A 25957-nucleotide genomic window follows, 5' to 3' on the forward strand; every position below is an offset into this window, starting at 1 on the left:
TGCCCCGGCCCTGGCGGGGCAAACGCGTTTCGCCCGGTTGCGTGCCGGGTAGCCGGATCGGATGACAACCACCGCCGCGCAGAGCGTGGACGCCGTCGTCGTCGGGGCCGGTCACAACGGCCTGGTGGCGGCCAACCTGCTCGCGGACGCCGGCTGGGAGGTGGTGGTGCTGGAGGCGACAGCGGTGCCCGGCGGCGCGATCCGCTCCGCCGAGGTGACCGCGCCCGGCTACCTGAGCGACCTCTACAGCTCCTTCTACCCCCTGGGGTACGCCTCACCGGTGCTGCGCGGGCTCGACCTGGGTCGGCACGGCCTGTCCTGGCGGCACGCGCCGGACGTGCTGGCGCACCTGTTGCCCGACGGTCGGGCCGCGGTGATCAACCGGGACCCGGACGTCACGGCCGCCTCGCTCGAACAGTTCGCCCCCGGCGACGGCAAGCGCTGGCTCAACGCCTACACCGACTGGGTCGACGTGGCCGAGCCGATGCTGACAGCGATCACCACGCCGTTCCCACCGGTACGCGGCGGGCTGGGCCTGCTGCGTCGGCTGCACGTCGCCGGTGCGTTGCGACTGGCGCGACGCCTGGTGGTACCGGTCCGCAAGCTCGGCGACGAACTCTTCGACGGTGCCGGCGGGCCGGCCCTGCTGGCCGGCTGCGCCCTGCACACCGACCTGTCCCCGGAGGAGGCCGGCTCCGGGGTGTACGGCTGGCTGCTGGCCATGCTCGGCCAGCAGATCGGCTGGCCGGTGCCCGAGGGCGGGGCGCAGCAGATCACCAACGCGCTGGTGGCCCGGCTTCAGGAGCGCGGAGGGACGATCCGCTACGGCGCCCGCGTCGACCGGGTGCTCACCGCCCGCGGCCGGGCGATGGGCGTACGCACCGACGGCGGCACCCTGTGGCGGGCCCGCCGGGCCGTGCTCGCCGACGTGCCCGCGCCCGCGTTGTTCCTCGACCTGGTCGGCGCGGCGGCGCTGCCGTCGCGGCTGGTGGAGGATCTGGCGCACTTCCGGTGGGACGGGTCGACGCTGAAGGTGGACTGGGCCCTCTCCGCGCCGGTGCCCTGGACCAACCGGGAGCTGGCCGGCGCCGGCACCGTGCACCTCGGCGCGGACCTCGACGGATTGACCCACTACGCGGGTGAGCTGGCCCGGGGCGAGCTGCCCCGCCACCCGTTCCTGCTGGTCGGGCAGATGTCGGTGGCCGAGCCCAGCCACTCCCCGCCGGGCACCGAGTCGCTCTGGGCGTACACCCACCTGCCGTTTCGACGGGACTGGCGGGCCGAGGACGTCGCCGGGCACGTGCAGCGGATGGAGGACGCGCTGGAGGCGGCGGCACCGGGTTTCCGACAGCTGGTCGTCGGCCGACACGTGGCCGGACCGGCCGAGCTGGAGCAGGCCAATCCGAGCCTGGTCGGTGGCGCGCTGGGCGGCGGCACCGCTGCCGCGTACCAGCAGCTGTTCCTGCGCCCGATCCCTGGCCTGGGCCGCGCGGACACCCCGGTGGACCGGCTCTTCCTGGCCAGCGCGTCGGCGCATCCCGGCGGCGGGGTGCACGGCGCGCCCGGGGCGAACGCGGCCCGCGCCGCGTTGGCCCGTGACCGCGCCCTCGCCGGCCGCGCCTACGCCGCGGCCATCGCCACCGCCCACCGGGCCGTCTACCCCAACTGACCCCCCCCACCCCCCCACCCCCCACCCCCCACCCCCCTCGCCTCGTCCGTTGATCATGAGGTAATGGCGACGACACGCCGAGGCGAGTGGCAATAACCTCATGATCAACCGGGGAGGCCGGGGTGGGGGAGGGCCGGGTGGGGTGGGTTTGGGTTCAGCGGGTGATGTTGCGGTGCTTGCTGCGCAGGCGGAACGGCATCAGGGCGCTCTCCACCTTGGTCGCGGTGGTCATCTTGGACATGCCCTCCTGCCGCTCCTCGAAGCGGATCGGCACCTCCAGGATGGTGTGCCCAAGCTTGGTGGCGAGGTAGTGCATCTCCACCTGGAAGCTGTAGCCGTTCGACTGCACCCGGTCCAGGCCGATGTCGCGCAACGCCTCGGCCCGCCAGATCTTGAAACCGGCGGTGAGGTCCCGGATGCGCACCCGCAGCAGGGTGTGCACGTAGAGGTTCGCCCAGCCGCTTAGGGCCCGCCGGTACAGCGGCCAGTTCTCGTCCAGCTCGCCACCGGGCACGTAGCGGGAGCCGATCACCACGCTCGCCTGGGTGGACAGCAACGCGCCGAGCATCCCCGGCAGCGCCTCCGGCGGGTGCGACAGGTCCGCGTCCATCTGCGCCACGTACTCGGCGCCACCCTCGATCGCCCGGGTCATCCCGTCGACGTACGCCCGGCCGAGGCCCTCCTTGCCGGCCCGGTGCACCACCTCGATCCGGTCCGGGTGCTCGATGGCCAGCTTGTCGGCCACGTCGCCGGTGCCGTCGGGGGAGTTGTCGTCGGCGACGAGGATGCGCAGACCGGGCAGTGGCAGGGCGAGCAGCCGCTCCACCAGCGTGGGCAGGTTGCCCGCCTCGTTGTAGGTGGGCACGACGACGGTCAGGCGTGCGTCCCGCCACGGCGACGGTAGCTGCACAGGCTCGATCATGCGGACATCCTCGGTTTGCGGACAGGGGGCTCCCGGAAAGGGTATCCAGTTGTCACATTCGGGTTGAAGAGGCACCCCTTCCGGGCGTTGCGTACGGCGATGTCCCGGCGGGGGCGGACATCGATCCCGCTGGTCGCGTACGGTGCGGGCCGGTCGCCGCGACAGGCGGCCGACCGCTGCGACGGCGTCGATGCCGCCGGACAGGCGGTCACCACCACCGTCGGCTTTACCGCTGCCCGGGCTGTCGGGTGGCGATGTCGGCGAGTCGGTCGAGCGTCTCCCGGTTGCGCAGGTGCAGCACCAGGTCGTTGACCTTGTTGCGGACCCAGCGCAGCGGACCGGCGGCGAAGTCCTCACCGATGCGGACCCGGGTGGCGCCACCGTCGACGGGTTGCAGCGTGAAGGCCACTATCGCCTCACCTGCCGGCCAGAGACCCGCCCTCAGCACGAGCCGGTGCGGCGGCTCGCAGACCAGCACCGTCGACGCGTCCTGCAGGGAGAACGGCCACGGCCCGGCCCGGTGGTGCAGTTGGCTGCCCACCCGGGGCCAGGCGTCGTCCACGTCGCGTACGTGTGCCGTGCCGACCACCCAGTCGCTGTACGTCCACCCGTCGGCGAGCACGTCGAACACCCGCTGCGGGGGCGCGTCGATCACTTTCTCCACAATCGCCACTGGATTGCCATACCCCGGGCGGGGCGCTGGCTAACGATCGACGGGTTAGCTTCTCCGGGGCGACGGGTAAGGCCGACCCGGGCGCCGCCGGCCCACCCGCCGACCGACCACGTTTACTCCTTCGGGCGCCGGGAACCCGCCGGCTGTGCGACAGGACCAGGAGGATCCGTATCAGCGCAGGTCAGCCCCGGTTTACGCCGCTGCTGACCGCGCCGGCACGGCCGGGTCCCGGCATCCCGCCGCCGGCAGCTCCCGACCCGTCCTGTACGACGCGGTGCTGCTGGACCGCGACGGCACGCTGATCGAGGACGTGCCGTACAACGGCGACCCGGAGAAGGTGCGGCCGGTGCCGGGGGCGCGGGCGGCGCTCGACCGGTTGCGGGCGGCCGGGCTGCGCCTGGCGGTCGTGACGAACCAGTCGGGCCTGGCCCGGGGCTATTTCACCGACGCGCAGATGCGGGCCGTGCACGCCCGCGTCGAGGAGTTGCTGGGCGGGTTCGACGCCTGGCTGGTCTGTCCGCACGACGACGCCGACGGCTGTGCGTGCCGCAAGCCGGCGCCCGGCCTGGTGTACGCCGCCGCCCGGGAGTTGGGCACTACCGCCTCCCGGTGCGTGCTGGTGGGCGACATCGGCCGGGACGTCGCCGCCGCGCTGGCCGCCGGGGCGGCGGGGGTGCTGGTGCCCACGCCGGTGACCCGACCGGAGGAGATCGCCGCCGCCGGCTGGGTGGCCGCCGACCTGCCGGCGGCGGTGGAGGAGATCCTGCGCCGCCAACAGGCAGTGCGGCCGGCTACCCCGCCGGCCGAGGAGGTGCGCACGGCGTTGGTGGTCCGCTCGGATTCGGCGGGGGACGTGTTGGTGACCGGGCCGGCGATCCGTGCCGTCGCGGCCGGGGCCCGGCGGGTGGTGCTGTTGTGTGGGCCACGCGGACGGGCGGCCGCCGATCTGCTGCCCGGCGTCGACGAGATCATCGAACACCCGTTGCCCTGGATCGACCCCACGCCGGGGCCCGTCGACGCGGACGCCCTGCGGAGCCTCACCGCGCGGCTGAACGCGGTCGACGCGGAGCAGGCGGTGGTGTTCACCTCGTTCCACCAGTCCGCGCTGCCGCTGGCGCTGCTGCTGCGGATGGCGGGAATCGGCCGGATCGCGGCGATCAGCGACGACTACCCGGGTTCGCTGCTGGACATCCGGCACCGGGTGCCGGTGGGCGTTCCCGAACCCGAACGTGCCCTCTCCCTCGCCGCCGCCGCCGGCCACCGGCTGCCCGACGGCGACGAACCTGTGCTCCGGCTGCGCCGCGACGCCGTGCCGCCGCGCCCGCCCGGCCTCGGCGACCCGGGGTACGTGGTGCTGCACCCCGGCTCGGCAGCGTCGAGCCGGGCCTGCCCGCCGGAGGTGGCGACCCGGATCGTCGGGGCGCTGGCCGCCGCCGGGCACCGGGTGCTCGTCACCGGCGGCCCGGACGAGCGTGAGGTCACCGCCCGGGTCGCTGCGGCCGGCGGCACCGACCTGGGTGGGCGGACCGACCTGGCCGAGCTGGCCGGCATCATCGCGGACGCCAGCGCGGTGGTGGTCGGCAACACCGGGCCCGCGCACCTGGCCGCCGCGGCCGGCGTGCCGGTGGTGAGCCTGTTCGCGCCGACCGTCCCGTTCGGCCAGTGGGGGCCCTACCGGGTGCCCACCGTCCGGATCGGCGACGCCGCCGCACCCTGCCGGGACACCCGTGCGCCCAACTGCCCGGTCCCCGGGCACCCCTGCCTGCGCGGCATCGACCCGGACGAGGTGGTCGAGGCGCTGCGGACGCTCACCGTCAGCGGCGGTGGTGGCCGACGATGAACATCCTGCTCTGGCACGTGCACGGTTCCTGGACCACGTCGTTCGTGCACGGCGCTCACCGGTACCTGATCCCCACCACACCCGACCGCGGCCCCTACGGCCTCGGCCGGGCCCGCACCTATCCCTGGCCGGACAGCGCGGTCGAGGTCACCCCGGAGGACCTGCCGGGCGCCGACGTCGACGTGGTCATCCTGCAACGACCCGAGGAGATCGACAGGGCCGAGGCGTGGCTGCGCCGCCGACCCGGGCGCGACATCCCGGCCATCTACGTCGAACACAACACCCCGAAGGGCGACGTGCCCAACACCCGGCACCCGATGGCCGACCAAGACGACCTGCTCATTGCCCACGTCACCGGGTTCAACCAGATCTTCTGGGACACCGGGACCAGCCGCACCACAGTTGTCGACCACGGCATCGTCGCCCCGGCCGTCTCCTACACCGGCGAACTCGACAGGCTCGCCGTGGTGATCAACGAGCCGGTCCGGCGGGGTCGGGTCACCGGCACCGACCTGCTGCCCCGGTTCGCCGAGATCGCGCCGCTGGACGTGTTCGGGATGGGCGTCGCCGGTCTGGCCGACCACCTCGGGCTGCCCGCCGACCGGCTCATCAGCCACGACGACGTGCCCCAGGACCGGATGCACGCCGAACTGGCCCGGCGGCGCGCGTACCTGCACCTGTGCCGGTGGACCTCGCTCGGGCTCAGCCTCATCGAGGCGATGGCGATCGGCATGCCGGTCGTCGCGCTCGCCACCACCGAGGCGGTGACGGCGGTGCCACCGGAGGCGGGCGCCCTCGCCACCCGGACCGACACCCTGCTCGACGCCGCCCGCCGGTTCATCGCCGAACCGGCGACCGCGCGCCAGGCCGGCGCGGCGGCGCGCACCGCCGTGCGGGACAGGTACGGCCTCGACCGTTTCCTCGCTGACTGGGACCGGCTGCTGGAGGAGGAAGTATGCGGATCGCGATGATCTCGGAGCACGCCAGCCCGCTCGCCGTCCTCGGAGGGGAGGACGCCGGCGGCCAGAACACGCACGTCGCGGAGCTGTCCGCCGCGCTCGCCGCCGCCGGACACGAGGTGCGGGTCTACACCCGCCGGGACGCGCTCGACCTGCCGGTGACCGTCCGCAGCCCGGACGGGTACGACGTGGTGCACGTGCCCGCCGGCCCGGCCGAGCCGGTGGCCAAGGACGCGCTGCTGCCGCACATGCGCGAGTTCAGCAGCTGGCTGATCGAGCGCTGGCGCGGCGGGGACTGGGTGCCCGAGGTGATCCACGCGCACTTCTGGATGAGTGGCCTGGCGGCGTTGACGGCTGGTCGACAAACCGGGGTGCCGGTGGTGCAGACGTACCACGCCTTGGGCACCGTGAAGCGCCGCCACCAGGGCGTGCAGGACACCAGCCCGGCCCGTCGGGTGTCCTACGAGCGCGAGTTGGGCCGCTCGGTGGACCGGATCGTCGCGCAGTGCCGCGACGAGGTGGGCGAGCTGGTCCGGATGGGCGTGCCCCGGTCCCGGATGACTGTGGTGCCCTCGGGCGTCAACCTCGCCACGTTCGCTCCGCTCGGGCCGGCCGCCGACCGTGAGCCGGGCCGGGCCCGGATCCTCACCGTGGGCCGACTTGTCGAACGCAAGGGCTTCCAGACCGTGATCCGGGCGATGGCCCTGGTCGGTGACGCCGAGTGCGTGGTGGTCGGCGGCCCGCCCGAAGGGCTGCTGGAGACCGACCCGTACGCCCGGCGGTTGCGGGCCCTGGCCGAGACCTGCGGAGTGGCCGACCGGGTGCACCTGGTCGGCGCGGTACCCCGGGAGGAGATGGGCCGCTGGTACCGCTCGGCGGACCTGCTCGTCGCCGCACCCTGGTACGAGCCGTTCGGTCTGACCCCGCTGGAGGCGATGGCCTGTGGGGTGCCGGTCGTCGGCACCGCCGTCGGCGGCATCCGGGACACCGTTGTCGACGGGACGACAGGTGACCTCGTGCCGGCCCGGGACCCGCAGGCGCTGGCCGGCGCCATCCAGGGCCTGCTCGACGACCGGATCAGGCGTTTCGCGTACGCCACGGCGGCCCGCGAGCGGGCCCGCACGCGGTACTCGTGGGCGGCCACCGCGGAGCGGTTGGTCGAGGTCTACAGCGAGGTCGCCGCCGTTCGCCGGCCCGCCCGGGTGGTGGCCTGATGCCGGCCGGCAGCCTGCTCGACACCCACCTGACGAACCTCGCCGCGGCGCTGGTGCCGTACCGGCGGTGCGAGTCGCAGCTGGCCCGCTGGGGCGCCGACCTGGCCCACCGGCTGGCCGCCGGGGGACGCCTGCTGGTGGCCGGCAACGGCGGCAGCGCCGCCGAGGCCCAGCACCTCACCGCCGAGCTGGTCGGCAAACTCCACAACGACCGCCAGCCGCTGTCCGCGATCGCGCTGCACGCCGAGACGAGCGCGCTCACCGCCATCGCCAACGACTACGGCTACACCGACGTGTACGCCCGTCAGGTGCGCGCCCACGGCCGTCGCGGCGACGTCCTGCTGCTGCTCAGCACCAGTGGCAGCAGCCCCAATCTGGTGAGCGCCGCCCAGGCCGCCCGCGCCGCCGGCCTGACCACCTGGGCGCTCACCGGCGCCGCCCCGAATCCGCTCGCCGACGCCTGCGACGAGGTGCTGGCCGTCGCGTCGCCGGACACCCAGGTCGTGCAGGAGTTGCACCTGGTGACAAGTCACCTGCTCTGCGAGTACCTCGAACAGGAACTGGCCGCGAGCACCGACCCGGCGGTGGGCCGGCACCTGCCGGCGGATCCCGATCCGGCCGGCCGGCTCCGCTCCGGACCGGTGCGCACCGGGGTGGAAGTGGTGCTCGACGGTGGCTCCGGACAGCAGGTCGACGCGTGAGGGACGGGGAGGTAGGCGTGAGGGGACCGGTGGTGGTGCTCGGGGACACGCTGCTCGACAGGGACGTGGAAGGGGTGGTGAACCGGCTCTGCCCGGACTCCCCGGTGCCGGTCCTGGACGAGGCCGCCGCCAGCGACCGACCGGGTGGCGCCGGTCTGGCGGCGGTGTTCGCCGCCGCGCAGGGCGCCGAGGTGGTGCTGGTGACCGCGCTCGCCGACGACGCCGGCGGGGCCCGGCTGAGCGCGCTGCTCGCGGCGGCCGGCGTGCAGGTGTATCCGCTGGCCCTGTCCGGGGCGACGCCGGAGAAGATCCGGCTGCGGGCCCGGGGGCGGGTGCTGCTGCGCCACGACCGGGGCGGCACGTCGGGGGAGCCGGGGGAGCCCTCCGACGAGGTGCTCCGGGTGATCGGCTCGGCATCCGCGGTGCTGGTCAGCGACTACGGCCGGGGAGTGGCCCGGCAGCCGGCGCTGCGCGACGCGTTGTCCGCCACCCGCGCGCCGGTGGTGTGGGATCCGCACCCGCGCGGACCGGCCGCGGTCCCCGGCGTCCATCTGGCCACGCCGAACGAGTCGGAGGTGCGGGAACTGGTCCCCGCCCTGCCCGGCGCCTCCCGGCTGGCCGCCGCGTCGCGCGGCGCGCAGGGGCTGCGCCGCCGCTGGCGGGCCGGTGCGGTTGCGGTGACCCTTGGCGGGGACGGCGCGCTGCTCTGCCACGCCGGGTCGACACCGCTTGTGGTGCCGACCCCGGGCAGCGCCGAGGGGGACACCTGCGGGGCTGGCGACCGGTTCGCGGCCGCCGCCAGTCTCGCGTTGGCCCAGGGGGCGCTGGTCTCCGAGGCGGTGCAGGCGGCGGTCGCCGAAGCGTCCGCGTACGTGGCCGGTGGGGGAGTGGCGGCGGCGCTGCCACCGCCGGTGCGTCCCACGCCGACGAGCGTCGCCGGTCCGGGCGGCGAGCGGGTGGGCATCGCGGCGGTCGCCGCGCTGCTCGGTGAGGTACGGGCCGAGGGCGGCACCGTGGTGGCCACCGGCGGTTGCTTCGACCTGCTGCACGCGGGCCACGTGGCCACCCTGCAGGCGGCCCGGCAGCTCGGCGACTGCCTGATCGTCTGCGTGAACTCGGACGCCAGCGTGGCCGCGCTGAAGGGGCCGGATCGACCGGTGATGAACGAGGGGGACCGCGCTCGGCTGCTTGCCGCACTGAGCTGCGTCGACGCGGTGCTCATCTTCGACGAGCCGACCCCGGACGCGGCGCTGTCCTGGGTCCGCCCGGACATCTGGGTCAAGGGCGGCGACTACGCCACCGGCGGTGGCGACGCCGCAGCGACCCTGCCGGAGGCGGAGGTCCTCCGCCGCTGGGGTGGGAACACGGTGGTCGTGCCCTACCTGGACGGTCGCTCCACCACCGACATGATCGTTCGTTCCGTCGGGGAACGCACCCGATGACCGCGACGCGGCCCGGCGCCGGGCCCACCGTCCTGGTCACCGGCGGCGCGAGCGGGCTGGGCGCCGCGGTGGTCGCCGCGGTGGCCGCCTCCGGTGGTCGGCCGATCGTGCTGGACCGGCAACCGCCGGCCGACGGGGTGTCCTGGACCGAGTGCGACCTGGCCGACACCCGGGCCGCCGAGGTGGCCACCCGACACCTCGCCGAGCAGGCCGGCGGCCTGGACGCGGTGGTCACCGCCGCCGGCACGGACGTGCCGGGTCGACTCGCCGACGTGCCGGGCGAGACCTGGGACCGGATCGTCGCAGTGGATCTGCTCGCCACGGCGGCGGTGATCCGGGCTGCCCTGCCGTTCCTGCTGACGTCCCGGGGTCGCGTCGTCACTGTCGCCTCCACCCTCGGCGTCAAGGCGGTGAGCGACGCCACCGCCTACTGCGCGGCGAAGTTCGGCGTGGTGGGCTTCACCCGCGCGCTCGCCGCCGAGCTGGCCGGCCAGGTCGGTGTCACGCTGCTGATCCCCGGCGGGATGCGCACGTCGTTCTTCGACGAGCGTGACCCGCAGTACAAGCCGGGGCCGGACGCGATCCTCAACGATCCCGCCGACACCGCCGCCGCGATCATGTTCGCGCTCAACCAGCCGCCCGGCTGCGCGGTGCGGGAGCTGGTGGTCTGCGCCGAGCAGGAGACCTCGTACCCGTGATCCTCGTGCTGCGCGCGCTCGGCGTCGGCGACCTGCTCACCGCGGTGCCCGCGCTGCGGGCGCTGCGGGCCGCGTACCCGGCGCCGGAGTTGGCGCTCGCCGCCCCCGCCTGGCTGGCGCCGCTCGTCGACCTGGTCGGCGGCGTCGACCGGCTGGTGGACACCACCGGGCTGGATCGGCCCCTGCGGGTCGGGTCGACCCCGTCGGTCGCGGTCAACCTGCACGGGCGCGGTCCGCACTCGCACCGGTTGCTGGCGGCCACCCGGCCTGGCCGGCTGCTGGCCTTCGCCAACTCCGCCGCCGGCTGCGCCGACGGTCCCCGGTGGTCCGTCGACGAGCACGAGGTGGACCGGTGGTGCCGGCTGCTGTCCTGGTACGACATCCCGGTCGACGGCACCGACCTCGGTCTGCGTCGGCCCGGGTCGGCGGGGTGGCCCACCGGGGTCACCGTGCTGCATCCGGGCAGCAAGATCCCGGCCAAGCGGTGGCCCGCCGAGCGGTTCGCCGCGCTGGCCCGGACGCTCACCAACCAGGGGCACCGGGTGCTGCTCACCGGCTCGGCCGACGAACGGGCGCTGGCGGCCCGGGTGGCGGAGGCAGCCGGCTTGCCGTCCGACGCCGTGCTGGCCGGCCGGACCGACCTCGGTGCGCTCGCCGCGGTGGTGGCGAACGCCCGGCTGGTGGTCAGCGGGGACACCGGGGTGGCCCACCTGGCCACCGGGTTCGGCACCGCGTCGGTGGTGCTGTTCGGGCCGGTCCCGCCGGCGCGGTGGGGGCCGCCGGTGAACCGGCCCCGGCACCGGGTGCTCTGGGCCGGCGAGGGGGATTGGCCCAGGTGGGACGGGGTAGGAAGCCACCCGAGCATGGCGGCTCTGCGTCTCGACGAGGTGCTGGCCGCGGTGACCGAGGTGGAGAGGACGGTGCGGGTCTCCGGTGCGGTTGCGGCGTAGTGACCCGGCTCGGCCGGGGTACGGGCGGCGTCGGCGCGGTCGGGGCTGGCTCTTCGTCGACCCGACCGGTGCGCCGGTCCGGGATCCGGCGGTGGTGGCCCGCCTGCGTGAGCTGGTCATCCCGCCGGCCTGGCAGCAGGTCTGGATCGCGCCGCACCCGAACGGGCACATCCAGGCGATCGGGATCGACGCCGCCGGTCGAAAGCAGTACATCTACCACCCGCTGTGGCGCGAGCAGCAGGACGAGGCGAAGTTCGACCACATGCTGGAGGTGGCCCGGCGGCTGCCGGCGTTGCGGGAGCGGGTGGGCCGTGACCTGGACGGCCGAGGGCTGAACCGGGACCGGGTGCTGGCCACTGTGGCCCGCCTGTTGGACATGGGCATGTTCCGGGTCGGCAGCGACCAGTACGCGGCCGGCGACGACCCGACGTACGGGGTGTCCACGTTGCGTCCCGAGCACGCCCGGTCCCGGCGCGGCTGTGTGGTGCTTGTGTTTCCCGCCAAGGGTGGCATCGAGCAGGTACGCCGGATCGAGGACCCGGAGCTGTGCCAGGTGCTTGTCAATCTGCGGCGTCGGCGGCGGCGGGCGGACCGGCTGTTCGGCTACTGGGACGGTCGGGACTGGCGCGACGTGCGCAGCGACGAGGTGAACGGTTATCTGCGCGACGCCAGCGGTGGGGAGATGACCGCCAAGGATTTCCGCACCTGGCACGCCACGGTGCTGGCCGCCACCGAGTTGGCCACCGCCGGCCCGGCCCGCTCGGTCACCGCCCGGCGCAGGGCGGTGGTCGCGGTGATGCGCGAGGTGGCCGAACTGCTGGGCAACACCCCGACGGTGGCGCGCGCGTCGTACGTGGATCCGCGGGTGGTCGACCTGTACCACGACGGGGTGGTGGCGTCGGTGGACCCGCGGGCGCCCCGCGAGGAGACCGAGCGGGTGGTGTTGGAGTTGCTGGAGAAGGCCTGAGCGGGCGCGGGGTTCAGGCCGATCGCCGCCGGATCAGGGCGTCGATGCCGTCGAGGATCCGGTCCAGGCCGAAGGTGAACTCGTCGTCGGGGTCGTCGTCCTGGCTGAGCACCCCGGCTGCCAGCACCCGTTGGAGGGCCGGGAAGCGGGCCGGGTCGATGAGCCGGGCCACCAGTCGGCCGTACGACCGCATCAGCTCGCTCGGGTCGGCGCCGGCCGCCCGGCTGCCCTCGGCGAGTTGTGCGGTGAGGGTGGCCTCGTTGCGGACGTACCCGGTGACCAGCAGGAGCGTCGACATCTTCTCGCCCTCGGCGAGCGCGGTGCCGTCGAGGCAGCGCAGCCCGTCCTCCAGCCAGCCGAGCTGGTGTGGGGTGATCGGTGGGCCGGTGATGGGCACGTGCAGCAGCCAGGTCCGGTGCCGCAGGACGTCATGCTCGGCCCAGGCCCACCGGGTCAGCCCGGCCCGCCAGTCGCTCCCCGGCGGGGGCGGGCCGGGCGGCGGGCCGTAGCCGGCGTCGAGCATGAGCGTCAGCAGCTCGTCCTTCGACCCGACGTGGCGGTAGAGGGCCATGGTGGCGGAGCCCAGCTCCTTGGCGACCCGGCTCATCGAGACGGTGGCCAGCCCGTCGGCGTCGGCCACCCGGACGGCGGCGTCGACGATGGCGGGCACGCTCAGGCCCGGCCGGGGGCCCTTGGGTGGACGGTCCCGCAGCCCCCAGGCGCTTTCGATGGCCGCTGGGAGCGTCGGCCCGCTGTCGTCTGTCTGTGCCGCCACTTTTCCTCCTTGCCTGGCGATCTTAGTTCTGCGTATGGTCTACGCAGAACAGCGTACGCCATACGCAGAGAGGAAATGGATCATGACGACGATGACCACACCGGCACCGCGGGCCGGCCGGCGGGAGTGGATCGGCTTCACCGTGTTGATGTTGCCGCTGCTCCTGGTCTCGATGGACGTGTCGGTGCTCTACTTCGCCGTCCCGTTCATCAGCGCGGAGCTGCGCCCCACCGGCAGCCAGCAGCTCTGGATCTTCGACATCTACGGCTTCGTACTGGCCGGGCTGCTCATCACGATGGGTGCGCTCGGAGACCGGATCGGCCGCCGCCGGCTCCTGCTCGTCGGCGCTGCCGCCTTCGGAGCGGCGTCCCTGCTGGCCGCGTACGCCGACAGCGCCGCGACGCTGATTGCCGCACGCGCGGTGCTCGGCGTCGGTGGGGCCACCCTGATGCCCTCCACGCTCGCCCTGGTGCGCAACATGTTCCACGACGCCAAGCAGCGCGGCACCGCGATCGCCATCTGGACCGCCACCCTCACCGGTGGCATCGCCATCGGACCCGTGCTCAGTGGCATCCTGCTGGAGCACTTCTGGTGGGGCTCGATCTTCCTGATCAACATTCCGGCGATGCTGATGCTGCTAGTGCTCGCCCCGCTGCTGGTGCCCGAGTTCCGCCACCCGGCGACCGGACGGTTCGACCTGCTCAGCGCCGCGCTGTCGCTCGGCGCGCTGCTGCCGGTCATCTACGGCATCAAGGAGATGGCCCGCGACGGGGTCAGCGTGCCGAGGGTGCTCGTCATCGTGGCCGGCCTGCTGGTGGGCGCGCTGTTCCTGCACCGGCAGCGGACCCGGGCGTACCCGATGGTCGACCTCGGGCTGTTCCGCCGCCCCGGCTTCGCCGGATCGCTCGCGGTCAACCTGCTGGCGATGTTCGCCATCGTCGGATTCGCCATCTTCACCACCCAGCACCTGCAGTTGGTGCTCGGCCTGAGCCCGCTGCGGGCGGCGCTGTGGAGCCTGGTGCCGTCCCTCGCCGTGGGCGGAGTCGCGCCGGCCGCCGCCGCGCTCGCCCAGCGCGTCGAGCGGGCGTACCTGATCGGTGCGGGCTTCGCGATCGCCGGGCTCGGCTTCGTGGTGCTGACCCAGGTCACCCCGGACTCGGCGCTGTGGGTCCTGCTTGTCGGCGCGAGCATCTACGCGGGCGGCCTGGTGATGGTGATGTCGCTCGTCACCGAGTTGGTCCTCGGCGCGGCACCGCCCGAGCAGGCGGGTGTGGCCTCGGCGCTCACCGAGTCCAGCAGTGAACTGGGCGGCGCGCTGGGCATGGCGATCCTCGGCAGCGTGGGCGCGGCGGTCTACCGGCGTGAGGTGCTGGACGGCCTGCCCGCCGGGCTGCCGGCGGACGCCCGCGACGCGGCCCGGGAGACGTTGGGCGGTGCGCTGGCGGTGGCCCACGGCCTGCCCACCGACCTCGCCGACACGGTGCTGCACGCGGCCCGGGTCGCGTTCACCGACGGCCTCCAGTTGGCCGCGCTCGCCGCGCTGGCGGCGATGCTGGTGGGCGCGGTGACAGCGCTCGTGGCACTGCGCGGCATCCGGCCGGGCGACCCGGCGGCGGTGGCCGCCGAGCCGACCGGTCCGGTCGACGCCCCGCTGTCGTCGGTCAGTCGGTGAGCACGTGGGCGAGCCGGTCGCGGAAGCGCCGCTCGGAGTCGCTGACGGCCTCGCCCCCGATGCCCAGCAGCCCACCGCTGGACGCGGCACCCACCACCTGCTCGGCGATCTTCACGAGCCAGTGCTTGTACGCGCCGGCCTCGCCCTCGTCGACCCGGCCGGCCAGCAGCGCGGCGGCTTGGCCGGCCCGCACCAGCACGTCGTCGATAAGCGCCCGCGGATCGTCGGGCGCGATGACCGGCAGCTCCGCGCCGGTCTCCGGGTCACCGACCCGGGTGACGATCTCTCCGGCCACTGCGGCGACCAGCGGGCTGGCCGACTCCCGGCCAGCGGAGATGGTCTCCAGCCCGGCCGCGGTCTCCGCCATGGTCCGGCGGGTGCCGTCGGACTCGGCGGCACTCGCCGCGGTCAGGACCGACTGCGGCAGACCGACAAGCAGCCCCCACTCCTCGTCGGAGAAACCGAACCCGGTGTACGCCGGCTGCTCGATCACGGCAACGCCCCTTCCGCAGTGCTCTACTTGGTCAATCGGTGCTCTGCTTTGTCGATCCACCGGGCGCGCGCCGGCGCCCGGGTCAGGCTAGTCCAGGGTCAGCAGGCCCTGTTCGGACACCACGCGCACCGACAACGTCTTGTACCCGACCTCCTCGAAGAGGACAGTCATCTTGTCCTCCTCGTAGGAGAGCACCATGCCGGTTCCCCACTCTGGGTGACGCACCTGGCTGTGCACCGGGAACGGCCCGACCGCGCCCTGGTCGGCGACGCTGGTGCCGGCGTGGCAGTTGTCGCAGTGCCCGCAGACCTCGGTCATCTGCTCACCGAAGTAGGCAAGCAGGGTCTGCATCCGACAGGAGTTGGTCTCGGCGAAGGCCCGCATCATGTCGGTGCGGGACCGGGTCACCGTCTGCTGGCGCTCCGCCTCGGCGAGCGCCGCCGCGGCGGCCTCGGCCGGGGCGGGGGAGTAGCGCGGGGCGCCGATGCGCTGGCGAGCCCGCGGCTCGGCCGCGCCGATCTGCTCCAGCAGGGACAGGTACTGGCCCAGCTTGCGCGGCCCGAGGCCGGTGGTCTCGCGCAGTTCGGTCTTGGTGGCCGGCTTGCGCCGCAGCAGCGCGGCCAGGTCCCGCAACTCGTCGGCGTCCGGCAGGCCGCCGCTGAAGAAGCGTTGCAGGCCGACGTCCTCGGCCCGCCAGAGCAGCAGCACCCGGGCCGGTTGCCCGTCGCGGCCGGCCCGGCCGATCTCCTGGAAGTAGCTGTCCGGCGAGTCGGGCAGGGCCATGTGCACCACCCAGGCGATGTTCGGCTTGTCGATGCCCATACCGAACGCCGAGGTCGCCACCATGATGGGGACCTGGTCGGCGAGGAACGCCTCGTGCAGCTCGGCACGCGCGCCGGCCGGCATCCCACCGTGGTAGAACTGCGCCGGGAAGCCGGCGTCGGTCAACCGGGTGGCCAGCTCCTCGGCGGCGCGGCGGGTCGGCACGTAGATGATGCCCGGCCGGCCCTCGTCGCTCAGCAGCGTCATCAGCCGCCGCCACCGGTAGTCCTCGTCGGGGCAGTGCGCCACCTCGATGAACAGGTTGGGCCGGTCCAGCCCGGAGACCACCACCTCCGGGTCGCGCAGCCGCAGCCGGGCGATGATGTCGTCGCGTACCGGCGGTGACGCGGTAGCGGTCAGCGCGACCACCGGCGGCCGGCCGATGCCGTCGATCAGGTGCCCGAGCGCCAGGTAGTCGGGCCGGAAGTCGTGCCCCCAGGCCGAGATGCAGTGCGCCTCGTCGATCGCCACGAGCGCCGGTTTCAGCGCGGCGACCTCCGCCATCCGATCCGGGTTGCTGAGCTGCTCGGGCGTGATGAACAGGAACTCCGCCCGGCCCTCGCGGACCTCGGTGATCGCCTGGGCCTGCTGGTTCGGCGACTCGTTGGAGCTGATCCGCACCGCCCGCAACTCCGGGCGTTGCCGCTCGTTGAGCGAGGCGATCTGGTCCTGCTGCAGAGCCAGCAGCGGGGAGATCACCACGGTGGGGCCGGGGATCAGGCTGGCCGGAATCTGATAGATGGCCGACTTGCCGGCACCGGTGGGCAACACCACAAGGGCGTCCCGTCGCTTCATCACCGCGCGCATGGCGGCAAGCTGGTTGGGCCGCAGTGCCTTCCAGCCGAAAAGGCTGCGGGCCGCGCGGCGCAACGTCATCGAATGCGTGGACAGTTTCATCGAGGGCCGGAGGTACCCGACCCCATGACCGCCGAAACGCGTTCGGGCGATCATGGGGTCGGCGGAGCCGGGCTCAGCGCAGTCGGGGCAGCACCTCGCGCTGGTAGAGGTCGAACAGGCCCTGGTAGTGCGGGCCGGTGTTGGCCACGTACACCTCGTCGAAGCCGGCCTTGGCGTACTTGTCGATCATCTCCAGGTGCGCGTCGACGCTGTTGCCGCAGACGAACGCCTCCTTGATCATCTCCGGCTTGACCAGCTCGGCGGCCTGCTCGAAGTGACGCGGTGAGGGGAGCACCTGGGACAGCTCACCCGGCACGCCCGCGTTCGGCCAGCGCTCGTACGCGATGCGCACGCCCTCGTCCTCGCTGTCCGCGTACGCCGCCTTGAAGCCGGCCTGGCACGGCTTGTCGCCGCCGCCGTTCTCGCGGAACCGCCGGACCATCTCGCCGTCGGGCATTGTGCTCACGTAGCCGTCGCCGATCCGGGCGGCCAGGTCGATGGCCTTCGGGCCGAAGCCGGAGACGTAGATCGACGGTGGGGTGTCGGGCAGCGTGTAGATCCGGGCGTTCTCCACTGTGTAGTGCGTGCCCCGGTGGTTGACGAAGCCGCCGCCCCACAGCTCGCGTAGCACCTCGACGGCCTCCTCGAGCATCTCCAGCCGGACGTCGGCCGGCGGCCAGGCGTCGCCGAAGATGTGCTCGTTGAGGGCCTCGCCGGTGCCGACGCCGAGCACGAAACGCCCGCCGTGCAGCACCGCGCTGGTCGCCGCCGCCTGGGCGATCACGGCCGGGTGGATCCGGACGGTGGGGCAGGTCACCGCGGTGGTCACCGGCAGCGAACAGACCTGGCTGAGGGCGCCGATCATCGACCAGACGAACGGGCTCTGGCCCTGTGCGTCCACCCAGGGGTGGTAGTGGTCGGAGATCCACAGCGCCTCGAAGCCGGCCCGCTCGGCACCGCGCGCCTGCTCCACCAGTTCGGCGGGCGTGAACTCCTCACTGGACAGAAAATAACCGATCTTCATGGCTTCTCCTTCGGCGCGCGGACCTGCTGATGGGGAAGCCGTACCCCGGTCGTCGTCGGCCACACCCGGCGCGGTCGGCACGACTGTGCTCAGCGCCGGCCGAACATCGCCCGGATCGCGGCGAGCAGCAGCAGGGCGCCGACCACCAGGCCGAGCAGGCGTACGCCGGGGATGTCGGCCGGGCTCGTCGCGTCGGCCAGCAGGGCGGGGTCCATCCCCGCACTCTTCCCCGGGAGCGGGCCGCCAGGCAACTGTAAGGTTTATTGACTATTCAATCGCCCGGTGTGACCATGGCATGACCGCCTGCCGTGGCGGCGCGCCGAGGGCGCGTGAGAGATGGGGTACGGGGGCCGCATGAGCGAGCGCAACCAGTGGGCCGACGGGGGCGCGTCGACGCCGGTCACCGACGCCGAGCGCCAGGAGACGGTGGCGTGACCACGTCCACCGGGCACCTCCCGGCCCTCGCCGCCGCCGTCCTGCAGCCCGGGTTCGTCGGCACCACCCCGCCACAGTGGGTGTGCCGCTGGCTCGGCGAGGGGCTCGGCTCGGTGGTGCTCTTCGCCCGCAACGTCGTCGACCCCGAGCAGGTGGCGGCGCTCACCGCGACCCTGCGCGCCGAGCGTCCGGACGTCATCGTGGCGATCGACGAGGAAGCCGGCGACGTCACCCGACTCGAATCGGTGCACGGCAGCTCCCGGCCCGGCAACCTCGCCCTCGGCGCGGTCGACGACGTGGAGCTGACCGAGGCGGTGGCCCGGGACCTCGGCGTCGAACTGGCCGCGACCGGGGTCACCCTCAACTACGCCCCGGACGCCGACGTCAACTCCAACCCGGACAACCCGGTGATCGGCGTGCGCTCGTTCGGTGCCGACGCGGCGCTTGTCGCCCGGCACACCGCCGCCTGGGTACGCGGGCTCCAGGCCGGAGGCGTGGCGGCCTGCGCCAAGCACTTCCCCGGGCACGGCGACACCCGCGTCGACTCCCACCACGACCTGCCCCGGATCACCGCCGACCGGGACCGGCTGGACGCCTGCGAGCTGGCCCCGTTCCGGGCCGCCGTGGCCGCCGGGGTACAGGCGGTGATGACCGGCCACCTGCTGGTTCCGGCGCTCGACCCGCAGCTGCCGGCAACGCTGAGCCAGCGCATCCTGGGCGGGCTGCTCCGCGACGAGCTGGGCTTCTCCGGGGTGGTGGTGACCGACGCGATGGAGATGCGCGCGGTCGCCGACCGGTACGGCTTCGCCGGGGCGACCGTCCGCGCCCTCGCCGCCGGCGCCGACGCGATCTGCGTCGGCGGCGAACGCTCCGACGAGCGGGCCGCCCGCGAACTGCGCGACGCCATAGTGGCCGCTGTCGTCTCCGGTGAGCTGCCCGAGGAACGCCTCGCCGAGGCGGCCAAGCGGGTGGGCCAACTCGCCGCCTGGACGATGACCGCGCGCAGTACCGGGCCGGCCGGAGCCCGCGGTCCCGCCGACGTCGGGCTGGTCGCCGCCCGGCGGGCCGTCCGGATCACCGCCACCGGCACCGCGCCGGACGCGCTGCCGCTGACCCGTGCGGCGTACGTCGTCGAGTTCGAGCCGCTGCGCAACATCGCCATCGGCGCGGAGACCCCCTGGGGCATCGGCGCACCGCTCGGTGAGCTGCTGCCCGGCACGCGCACGGTCCGCTACGCCGAACCCGACGTGCCGGCCGACCCGGGTGCCGCGGCGGGGACCCGTCCCCTGGTCCTGGTGGTCCGGGATCTGCACCGGCACGACTGGATGCGCGCCGCCGTGCGACGGGCCCTCGCCACCCGGCCGGACGCGGTGGTGGTGGAGTTGGGAGTGCCCGAGCTGATCACCGGGGCGGTGCACCTGGCCACCCACGGCGCCACCCGGGCCAGCGGCCGGGCCGTCGCCGAGGTGCTCACCGGCACCCGCTGAGCCGACCGGGCCGCCGGCGGGTCAGCGCCCGCCGGCCGACCCGCGTTACGGCAGGTCGGCGACCAGGTCGGCGTACTCCGGGTGCTTGTCGATGAACGCGGCCATGAACGGGCACTGCGGCACCACCCGGCCGCCCCGGGCGCGGACCTGGTCCAGGGTGCCCCGCATCAACGCCCCGCCCACGCCCTTGCCCTGGAAGCTCTTGTCCACCTCGGTGTGCGTGAAGACCAAAACCTCCCCACGCATCAGGTACGCGGTGAAGCCGGCAAGCGCGTCGTCCACCAGGATCTCGAAGCGGTGCTTCGCCGGGTTGTCCTCGACCAGGGTGCTCATCCGGCCATTCTCCCCGCCCCGTCGGCGAGCGCGTCCAGTTCGGCGAGCAACCGGTCCACCTCGTCGGCGGTGTTGTAGTGGTAGATGCTGGCCCGCACCGCGCCGCCGCTGTCGCGCAGACCCATCAGCTGGAAGTACTCGTAGGCGTAGTAGTCGCCGACGGAGAGGCAGAACCCGGCGGCACCCAACGCCTCCTGGGTGGCCGCCGGGGACATCCCGGCGACCCGGAACGACACAGTCGGGCAGCGCCGGGCCGGCGAGCCGTACACGGTGATCGCGGGCCGCTGGGCGAACCCGGCGAGCAGCCGGTCCAGCAGCGCCTCCTCGTGCGCCTGGGCGGCGGTCAGCCCGGCGTGCAGCCGTGCCCGCCGGTCCCCGACCGCGTCCGGGTCCAGCCCCGCCAGGTGGTCCACCGCGGCGGTCACGCCGGACAGCAGCGCGAAGCTGGGGGTGCCGTACTCGAACCGGTCCGGCACGGCGTCGGAGGATGGCACCAGCTTCGTCGGGCGCAGCGCCGCCCACCGGGCCGGGTCGGCCACCATCGCCGCCAGGTGCGGACCGGACCACTTGTACGCGCTGGTCAGCAGCACGTCGGCGCCGAGCGCGGTCAGGTCGGTCGGCCCGTGCGGGACGGAGTGCACCCCGTCGACGCAGACCAGCGCGCCGACCGCGTGCGCGATCTTGGCGATCGCCGGCACGTCCGGCACGGTGCCGATGGCGTTGCTGCCGGCGGTCACCGCGACCAGCCGGGTCCGCTCGCCCACCAGGTCGGCGTACTGGGCGGCGGGTAGCTCGCCGGTGTGCCGGTCGACCTCGGCCCAGCGCACCGTCGCGCCGGCCGCCTCGGCGGCCTGCACCCACGGTCGGATGTTCGCGTCGTGGTCGAGCCGGGAGACCACCACCTCGTCACCCGGACGCCAGTCCGCGCCGAGCGTGCGGGCCAGCGTGTACGTCAGCGCGGTGGCGCTCGGACCCAGCACCACCCCGGCGGGGTCGGCGCCGAGCAGGTCGGCCACCGCCGCGCGTGCCTCGGCCACCAGGTCCAGCGACCGGCGACCCGGTACGGAGGCGGCGCTGCGGTTGCCGACCGCCGCGCGCATGGCGTCGGTGACCGCGTCGATCACACCGGTGGCGGTCTGGGTGCCCCCGGCGCCGTCGAAGTGCACGAATCCCTCGGTCAGGGCGGGGTAGGCGGCCCGGGTGCGGGCGATGTCGAAGGGCATGCCCGGACCCTAGCCGGTGCGCCAGGTGCCCTGGTCGGCCGCCGGGTGGATCACCAAGCGGCGGGGTTGTCGCCACCGTCTCGTACTCTTGGCGAGGTGACGAACCGACCCGCCACCATGCCCATTCCCCTCGCCCGCCGCACCGCCGGTCTGTTCGCCGGTCTGGCGCTCGGCCTCGCCGTGCTCGCCGGGTGCAGCTCGCAGGGCGCTTCCACCGACTGCGGGCTCGACGCCTGCACCGTCACCTTCGAGCGGGGTGTCGAGGCGAGCGCCACCATCTTCGGCGTCGAGGCCAAGCTGGTCGGCGCCGAGGGTGACCAGGTGACAGTCGAGGTCGCCGGGGAGCAGCTCAGCCTCACCATGGGGCAGCAGGCCGCCGAGGCCGGCGGCTTCGCGGTCACCGTGGACAGCGTCACCGACCAGCAGGTCAAGATCCGCGTCTCGCGCAATCCGGGTAACTGATCCGCCGGGCGGCGGTGGCCGACGTTTGGGAACCTGCCGAAACGGAGATTGTGACGCCATGTCACTCACCCGTAGCGCCGAAGCCACCGCCTCCCGAACGGCGGACAGCCGGTGGCTGGAACTCCTCGCCCGGGCCGGCTTCATCGGCTACGGCATCGTCCACCTCCTCTTCGCCTGGTTGGCGTTGCAGATCGCGTTCGGCACGTCGTCCGACGACGGCGACCAGTCCGGCGCGCTGCGTACCCTCTCCGAACAGCCCCTGGGTAAGTTCCTGGTCATCGCCGTCGCGGTCGGCCTGCTCGCGATGGCGATCTGGCAGGGGCTGGAGGCGGCGGTCGGGCACCGCGCCGAGCGCGGCAAGGAACGCGTCACCGAGCGGCTCGCCTCGGCCGGCCGGACCATCGTCTACCTCTACTTCGCCTGGACCGCCTTCAAGGTCTTCAAGGACGCCGGGTCGAACAGCGCCGACCAGCAGGAGGCGTTGACCGGCAAGCTGATGACCTCCAGCGGAGGCCGCTGGCTGGTCGGCCTGGCCGGGCTGGTGCTCGCCGCGATCGGTGTCGGCCTGGTCATCTACGGCGCCCTCAAGAAGTTCGAGAAGCACCTCAAGACCGGCGAGATGAGCCCGAAGACCCGCCAGTTGGCCCGCCGGCTCGGCATGGCCGGATACATCGCCAAGGGCGTCGCGTACGGCATCGCCGGTCTGCTGGTCATCGTCGCGGCGGTGAACTACGACCCGGAGAAGGCCCGTGGTCTGGACGCCGCGCTGCGCACCCTGCAGGAGCAGTCCTACGGCACCTTCCTGCTGACCCTTGTCGCACTGGGCATCGCCGCCTTCGGCATCTACTGCTTCCTCCAGTCCCGGTACCGCAAGGTCTGAACTGGTCGACAGCCGGACCGTCGGGCACTCTTGGGCTTTTGCCCGGAGTGCCCGACGTTTTGTCGAAGGGAAGCATCGCAACCGTGCAGAACTATCTCGAAACGGCCGCCGCCGCGCTCATCGCGGCCGCGGTCGCCCTGTTCCTGGTCGAGGTCGTCCACCGGCTGACCCGACGCTTCGGCCGCCGGTCACTGCTGTTCACCGAGTTGACCGACCACGCCCACCGCCCGTTCCAGGTGGCCGGTGTGGTCGTCGCCGGGCAGTTCGCCGTCCGCTTCAGCACCGGGTACGCGGTCGGCGAGAGCTGGCGGCGGCTGCTGCTGCACCTGCTCGTCCTCGCCGTCATCGCCAGCACCGCCTGGCTGGTCGCCGCCCTGCTGGTCGTCGTGGAGGACACCGCGCTGGCCCGGTTCCGGGTCGACGTACCGGACAACCGGCACGCCCGCCGGGTCCGGACCCAGGTGGTGATGCTGCGCCGACTGACCATCGCGGTGATCGTCATCCTGACCGTCGGTGTGATGCTGATGACCTTCCCGAGCGTGCGGGGCATCGGTGCCGGCGTGCTGACCTCGGCCGGGGTGGTCGGTGTGGTGGCCGCGCTCGCCGCGCAGAGCCTGCTCGGCAACGTCTTCGCCGGCCTCCAGCTCGCCTTCAGCGACGCCGTCCGGCTCGACGACGTGGTCGTCGTCGAGGGGGAGTGGGGTCGGATCGAGGAGCTGACCCTCAGCTACGTCGTCGTGCAGATCTGGGACGACCGCCGGTTGATCCTGCCCACCTCGTACTTCACCAGCAAGCCCTTCCAGAACTGGACCCGCACCGAGGCGGCGGTGCTCGGCACCGCCGAGTTCGACGTGGACTGGGCGGTGCCGGTGCAGACAATGCGCGAGGAGCTGCGCCGCCTGGTCGAGGGCACCGAGCTGTGGGACGGGCGGGTCTGCGTCCTGCAGGTCACCGACGCCACCGGCGGGATGATCCGGATGCGCGCTCTGGTCAGCGCCGCCGACGCGGGCAGTCTGTGGGACCTGCGCTGCCTCGTCCGGGAGCACCTGGTCGCCTGGATCCGGGACAACCGTCCGACGGCCATGCCCCGGATGCGCACCGAGCTGGGCGACGCCAGCAGCAACCTGCCCTGGCAGTGGGTGCAGCCGAGGCGGCCGGCCCGCCGTCCGGCCGAGACCGAGGCGCCCGACGACGCCCGGGTCTTCGGCGGCAGCGACGACGGCGACGCCCGCAGCGAGGCATTCGTCGGCCCGGAGGAAGCGCGTACCTGACCCCGGGAGGTTTGGTCGGGCTTGGGCGGGGGATGTGCTGCCGGACGTCTCTGGCGTGATCGGCTGAGCCGACTCCGCGGCGCGGCGTCCGGCCAACGGCAACGGTGCGCCGCTCGTCGCGTTTTAGGATTGACGAGCGGCAACTTCGGGCATACAGCGCGGTGATAGAGAAAGGAGGACAGCATGGCTGACGTGGCGAACGCCCGCACATCCCACAACGGGAGCGAGCCCTCCACCGCCGAGTTGGTGCAGCGGGCCACCGAGCAGGTCTCCCGCCTCGTACGGGACGAACTGGCGCTGGCCCGGGCGGAGTTGACCCAGAAGGGCAAGCACGCGGGCATCGGGATCGGCTTGTTCGGCGGCGGCGGCGCGCTGGCGTTCTTCGGCCTGGGCGCGCTTGTCGCCACGGCGATCCTGCTGCTCGACCTGGTGCTGCCCGCCTGGGCCGCGGCGCTGCTCGTGGCAGTGGCCTGCTTCCTGGTGGCCGGCATTCTCGCCCTGGTGGGCAAGAAGCAGGTAAGCCGTGCTGTCCCGCCGGTGCCGGCGGCCACGGTTCGCAGCCTCCGGGCCGACATGGACACCGTCACCGCCGCGGTGAAGGACAGGGGGCGGCAATGACGGGCAACGGGACCGGCGACACGGAGGCCCTCCGCGAGGAGATCCGACGGACCCGGGTCGAGTTGGGCGAGACGATGGAGGCGCTGGCCGCCAAGGCCGACGTCAAGGCCCGCCTGAAGGAGTCCGCCGAACAGGCGAAGGAGCGGATGCGCGAGCAGGCGGCGCAGACAATGGCCCGGGTTCGCGGGCAGGCCGTGCGGGGCGCCGGAATGGCGCGGGCACAGGCCTACGAAAAGGGTGGGATGGTGCGTGCGCAGGCGCACGACAAGGGTGAGCTGGTGCGCCGCAACCCGGTGCCGTGGGCGGCGATCGCCGCCGGTGCGGTGGCGACGGTGGTGGTGCTGATGATCGTGCGGGGGAGGCGTAGGTGAGCAAGAGCATCGGCAGGGTCGCGTACCGGCCGGTCGGCGTGTTGTTGGGTATCGCCGCGGGCGCGGCCGCCGGGGCGATCTTCCGGCAGGTCTGGAAGGTCACCGCGGGCGACGGCGAGGCGCCCAACGCCACAGACGAGGATCGCGGCTGGGGTGAGATCCTGGCCGCCGCGGCGTTGCAGGGGGCCATCTTCGCGGTGGTCCGGGCCGCTGTGGACCGTGGTGGCGCGGTCGGCGTCCGCCGGATGACCGGCAGCTGGCCGGACTGATCGCGCAGTGCCGTCAGCCCTCTTCCCGCATCGATGGGAAGGGGGCTTTCGCATGGCTTCGGACGCCGCCCAGCGGGACTGAGGCATCCGTCAGGTCACATGTCGGAGAAATTCGTCGGAGAGGTCGTGACAGACTTTTTACCTCCGTGATTTGCTGGTCCACGCTGTTGCGAGATGGCGTGGGTTGAGAGAAGTCTCCTTCGTGGGGCCGCCTCAGACGCCGCTGCTCGAAAACGGCCAATTGGCCGCACGGCGTGCACGGCCACCAGTTTTTAGAAGGAGATACACATGGCTCAGGGAACCGTGAAGTGGTTCAACGCTGACAAGGGCTTCGGCTTCATCACCGTCGATGGTGGGGGTGCTGACGTGTTCGTCCACTTCTCGGCCATCCAGACCAGCGGCTACCGCTCGCTGGAGGAGAACCAGCGGGTGGAGTTCGAGATTGCACAGGGTCAGAAGGGCCCGCAGGCCGAGCAGGTCCGTCCCATCTGAGTGAGCCGGCCGGCTTCCGCCGGCCGGTGGGACGATCTGGTCAGGGTCGTTGCGAAGCCCCGTATCCCGTCCGGGATACGGGGCTTCGTCGTTGCGGGAAGCTGGACGCCAGGGTGGGGCGGTGGATCAGTTCCGGCGGCGCGAGCGCAGGCCGAGCCAGAGCACCACCAGCCCGGCCAACGCCACGAGCGGGCCGAGCACCGCCCAGATCTTCTGGTCGGTCATGACGCTGCCGGTGACGTAGCCGAGACCCTGCACCGTCCACACCGCACCGATCACCACGGCCAACAGGCCGAGGGTGAGCGCAAGCCAGCCCCTCATCGCATCCCCTCTCCGCCGCCCGCTGCGGCACGCTGTCCGCCAGCATCGCTGGTCGGGCCACGCGACGCGAGTTTGCC

At 73.3% G+C, this 25957-nt stretch carries 28 protein-coding genes; 18 read left to right on the forward strand and 10 right to left on the reverse strand.

Going from position 1 to position 25957, the window contains the following annotated elements; translation table 11 throughout:
- Positions 1–61: 61 nt before the first annotated feature.
- Positions 62–1669, forward strand: coding sequence for an NAD(P)/FAD-dependent oxidoreductase (locus tag AB0B86_RS25725; RefSeq protein WP_357419951.1), 1608 nt, complete (start codon positions 62–64; stop codon positions 1667–1669).
- A 154-nt stretch (positions 1670–1823) separates the two neighbouring features.
- On the opposite strand, the gene AB0B86_RS25730 is transcribed toward AB0B86_RS25725, so the two are convergent.
- Positions 1824–2591 carry a polyprenol monophosphomannose synthase gene (locus AB0B86_RS25730; protein ID WP_357419952.1) on the reverse strand — a complete coding sequence of 256 codons (768 nt, stop codon included), beginning with the start codon at positions 2589–2591 and terminating at the stop codon, positions 1824–1826.
- Between the two features lie 226 nt (positions 2592–2817).
- A complete protein-coding gene (locus AB0B86_RS25735) occupies positions 2818–3264 on the reverse strand; it encodes an SRPBCC family protein (RefSeq protein WP_357411778.1) in 447 nt (148 codons plus the stop codon).
- A 262-nt stretch (positions 3265–3526) separates the two neighbouring features.
- Between AB0B86_RS25735 and AB0B86_RS25740 the strand changes: the two genes are divergently transcribed.
- Genes AB0B86_RS25740 through AB0B86_RS25775 form a run of 8 tightly spaced genes read left to right on the forward strand, consistent with a single transcriptional unit; the run spans position 3527 to position 12035 of the window.
- Positions 3527–5104, forward strand: a complete 1578-nt coding sequence (locus tag AB0B86_RS25740) for an HAD-IIIA family hydrolase (protein ID WP_357420019.1) — start codon at positions 3527–3529, stop codon at positions 5102–5104.
- Positions 5101–6075, forward strand: coding sequence for a glycosyltransferase (locus AB0B86_RS25745; protein ID WP_357419953.1), 975 nt, complete (start codon positions 5101–5103; stop codon positions 6073–6075). Before AB0B86_RS25740 ends, AB0B86_RS25745 begins: the two co-directional genes overlap by 4 nt.
- Complete coding sequence (locus AB0B86_RS25750) at positions 6060–7277, forward strand: glycosyltransferase (RefSeq protein WP_357411780.1); 1218 nt, start codon at positions 6060–6062, stop codon at positions 7275–7277. Before AB0B86_RS25745 ends, AB0B86_RS25750 begins: the two co-directional genes overlap by 16 nt.
- Positions 7274–7978: an SIS domain-containing protein gene (locus tag AB0B86_RS25755; RefSeq protein ID WP_357411809.1), complete on the forward strand. Its 705-nt coding sequence runs from the start codon at positions 7274–7276 to the stop codon at positions 7976–7978. Before AB0B86_RS25750 ends, AB0B86_RS25755 begins: the two co-directional genes overlap by 4 nt.
- Positions 7979–7995: 17 nt before the next feature.
- Positions 7996–9420, forward strand: a complete 1425-nt coding sequence (locus tag AB0B86_RS25760; RefSeq protein ID WP_357411781.1) for a PfkB family carbohydrate kinase — start codon at positions 7996–7998, stop codon at positions 9418–9420.
- On the forward strand, positions 9417–10118 hold the full coding sequence (locus tag AB0B86_RS25765; RefSeq protein ID WP_357419955.1) for an SDR family oxidoreductase: 702 nt from the start codon (positions 9417–9419) through the stop codon (positions 10116–10118). Before AB0B86_RS25760 ends, AB0B86_RS25765 begins: the two co-directional genes overlap by 4 nt.
- Entirely contained in the window at positions 10115–11068 is a 954-nt protein-coding gene (locus AB0B86_RS25770; RefSeq protein WP_357411783.1) for a glycosyltransferase family 9 protein, read from the forward strand. Before AB0B86_RS25765 ends, AB0B86_RS25770 begins: the two co-directional genes overlap by 4 nt.
- Positions 11052–12035 carry a DNA topoisomerase IB gene (locus AB0B86_RS25775; protein WP_357411784.1) on the forward strand — a complete coding sequence of 328 codons (984 nt, stop codon included), beginning with the start codon at positions 11052–11054 and terminating at the stop codon, positions 12033–12035. Before AB0B86_RS25770 ends, AB0B86_RS25775 begins: the two co-directional genes overlap by 17 nt.
- Positions 12036–12048: 13 nt before the next feature.
- Here the strand turns inward: AB0B86_RS25775 and AB0B86_RS25780 are convergent, their stop codons facing one another.
- Positions 12049–12810, reverse strand: a complete 762-nt coding sequence (locus tag AB0B86_RS25780; RefSeq protein ID WP_357419956.1) for a TetR/AcrR family transcriptional regulator — start codon at positions 12808–12810, stop codon at positions 12049–12051.
- An 82-nt stretch (positions 12811–12892) separates the two neighbouring features.
- Between AB0B86_RS25780 and AB0B86_RS25785 the strand changes: the two genes are divergently transcribed.
- Complete coding sequence (locus AB0B86_RS25785; protein WP_357419958.1) at positions 12893–14482, forward strand: MFS transporter; 1590 nt, start codon at positions 12893–12895, stop codon at positions 14480–14482.
- On the opposite strand, the gene AB0B86_RS25790 is transcribed toward AB0B86_RS25785, so the two are convergent.
- From AB0B86_RS25790 to AB0B86_RS25805, 4 genes are all read right to left on the reverse strand, one after another.
- Entirely contained in the window at positions 14472–14975 is a 504-nt protein-coding gene (locus tag AB0B86_RS25790) for a hypothetical protein (protein WP_357411787.1), read from the reverse strand. The genes AB0B86_RS25785 and AB0B86_RS25790 overlap by 11 nt on opposite strands.
- A gap of 87 nt (positions 14976–15062) precedes the next feature.
- Positions 15063–16694 carry a RecQ family ATP-dependent DNA helicase gene (locus AB0B86_RS25795; RefSeq protein ID WP_357411788.1) on the reverse strand — a complete coding sequence of 544 codons (1632 nt, stop codon included), beginning with the start codon at positions 16692–16694 and terminating at the stop codon, positions 15063–15065.
- A 73-nt stretch (positions 16695–16767) separates the two neighbouring features.
- Positions 16768–17718 (reverse strand): TIGR03557 family F420-dependent LLM class oxidoreductase, encoded by a 951-nt coding sequence (locus AB0B86_RS25800; protein WP_357411789.1) that lies wholly within the window; start codon positions 17716–17718, stop codon positions 16768–16770.
- Positions 17719–17807: 89 nt separating this feature from the next.
- Positions 17808–17933, reverse strand: coding sequence for a hypothetical protein (locus tag AB0B86_RS25805; RefSeq protein ID WP_255421242.1), 126 nt, complete (start codon positions 17931–17933; stop codon positions 17808–17810).
- Between the two features lie 216 nt (positions 17934–18149).
- On the opposite strand from AB0B86_RS25805, the gene AB0B86_RS25810 reads away from it, so the two are divergent.
- A complete protein-coding gene (locus tag AB0B86_RS25810; protein WP_357411790.1) occupies positions 18150–19640 on the forward strand; it encodes a glycoside hydrolase family 3 N-terminal domain-containing protein in 1491 nt (496 codons plus the stop codon).
- A gap of 45 nt (positions 19641–19685) precedes the next feature.
- On the opposite strand, the gene AB0B86_RS25815 is transcribed toward AB0B86_RS25810, so the two are convergent.
- Positions 19686–19973 carry a GNAT family N-acetyltransferase gene (locus AB0B86_RS25815; RefSeq protein ID WP_357411791.1) on the reverse strand — a complete coding sequence of 96 codons (288 nt, stop codon included), beginning with the start codon at positions 19971–19973 and terminating at the stop codon, positions 19686–19688.
- Complete coding sequence (locus AB0B86_RS25820) at positions 19970–21196, reverse strand: cysteine desulfurase-like protein (protein WP_357419960.1); 1227 nt, start codon at positions 21194–21196, stop codon at positions 19970–19972. The genes AB0B86_RS25815 and AB0B86_RS25820 overlap by 4 nt, the downstream gene beginning before the upstream one ends.
- Before the next feature lie 117 nt (positions 21197–21313).
- On the opposite strand from AB0B86_RS25820, the gene AB0B86_RS25825 reads away from it, so the two are divergent.
- The 7 genes from AB0B86_RS25825 (at position 21314) to AB0B86_RS25855 (ending at position 25559) form a co-directional block, all read left to right on the forward strand.
- The gene (locus tag AB0B86_RS25825; RefSeq protein ID WP_357411810.1) at positions 21314–21658 is read left to right on the forward strand and encodes a hypothetical protein; all 345 of its coding nucleotides are present in this window, start codon (positions 21314–21316) and stop codon (positions 21656–21658) included.
- A 58-nt stretch (positions 21659–21716) separates the two neighbouring features.
- Positions 21717–22538 carry a DUF1206 domain-containing protein gene (locus AB0B86_RS25830; protein ID WP_357411793.1) on the forward strand — a complete coding sequence of 274 codons (822 nt, stop codon included), beginning with the start codon at positions 21717–21719 and terminating at the stop codon, positions 22536–22538.
- 83 nt (positions 22539–22621) lie between these two features.
- Complete coding sequence (locus AB0B86_RS25835) at positions 22622–23809, forward strand: mechanosensitive ion channel family protein (RefSeq protein ID WP_357419963.1); 1188 nt, start codon at positions 22622–22624, stop codon at positions 23807–23809.
- A 183-nt stretch (positions 23810–23992) separates the two neighbouring features.
- Positions 23993–24427 carry a phage holin family protein gene (locus tag AB0B86_RS25840; RefSeq protein ID WP_357411795.1) on the forward strand — a complete coding sequence of 145 codons (435 nt, stop codon included), beginning with the start codon at positions 23993–23995 and terminating at the stop codon, positions 24425–24427.
- Positions 24424–24798, forward strand: coding sequence for a DUF3618 domain-containing protein (locus AB0B86_RS25845; protein ID WP_357411796.1), 375 nt, complete (start codon positions 24424–24426; stop codon positions 24796–24798). The genes AB0B86_RS25840 and AB0B86_RS25845 overlap by 4 nt, the downstream gene beginning before the upstream one ends.
- The gene (locus tag AB0B86_RS25850) at positions 24795–25067 is read left to right on the forward strand and encodes a DUF4235 domain-containing protein (RefSeq protein WP_357411797.1); all 273 of its coding nucleotides are present in this window, start codon (positions 24795–24797) and stop codon (positions 25065–25067) included. The genes AB0B86_RS25845 and AB0B86_RS25850 overlap by 4 nt, the downstream gene beginning before the upstream one ends.
- Before the next feature lie 288 nt (positions 25068–25355).
- On the forward strand, positions 25356–25559 hold the full coding sequence (locus tag AB0B86_RS25855; protein WP_030338233.1) for a cold-shock protein: 204 nt from the start codon (positions 25356–25358) through the stop codon (positions 25557–25559).
- Between the two features lie 126 nt (positions 25560–25685).
- Here AB0B86_RS25855 and AB0B86_RS25860 read toward each other — a convergent pair whose 3' ends face one another.
- On the reverse strand, positions 25686–25880 hold the full coding sequence (locus AB0B86_RS25860; RefSeq protein ID WP_357411798.1) for a hypothetical protein: 195 nt from the start codon (positions 25878–25880) through the stop codon (positions 25686–25688).
- Between the last annotated feature and the right edge of the window lie 77 nt (positions 25881–25957).

Source organism: Micromonospora sp. NPDC049047, assembly GCF_040649135.1.
Taxonomy (GTDB): Bacteria; Actinomycetota; Actinomycetes; order Mycobacteriales; family Micromonosporaceae; genus Micromonospora.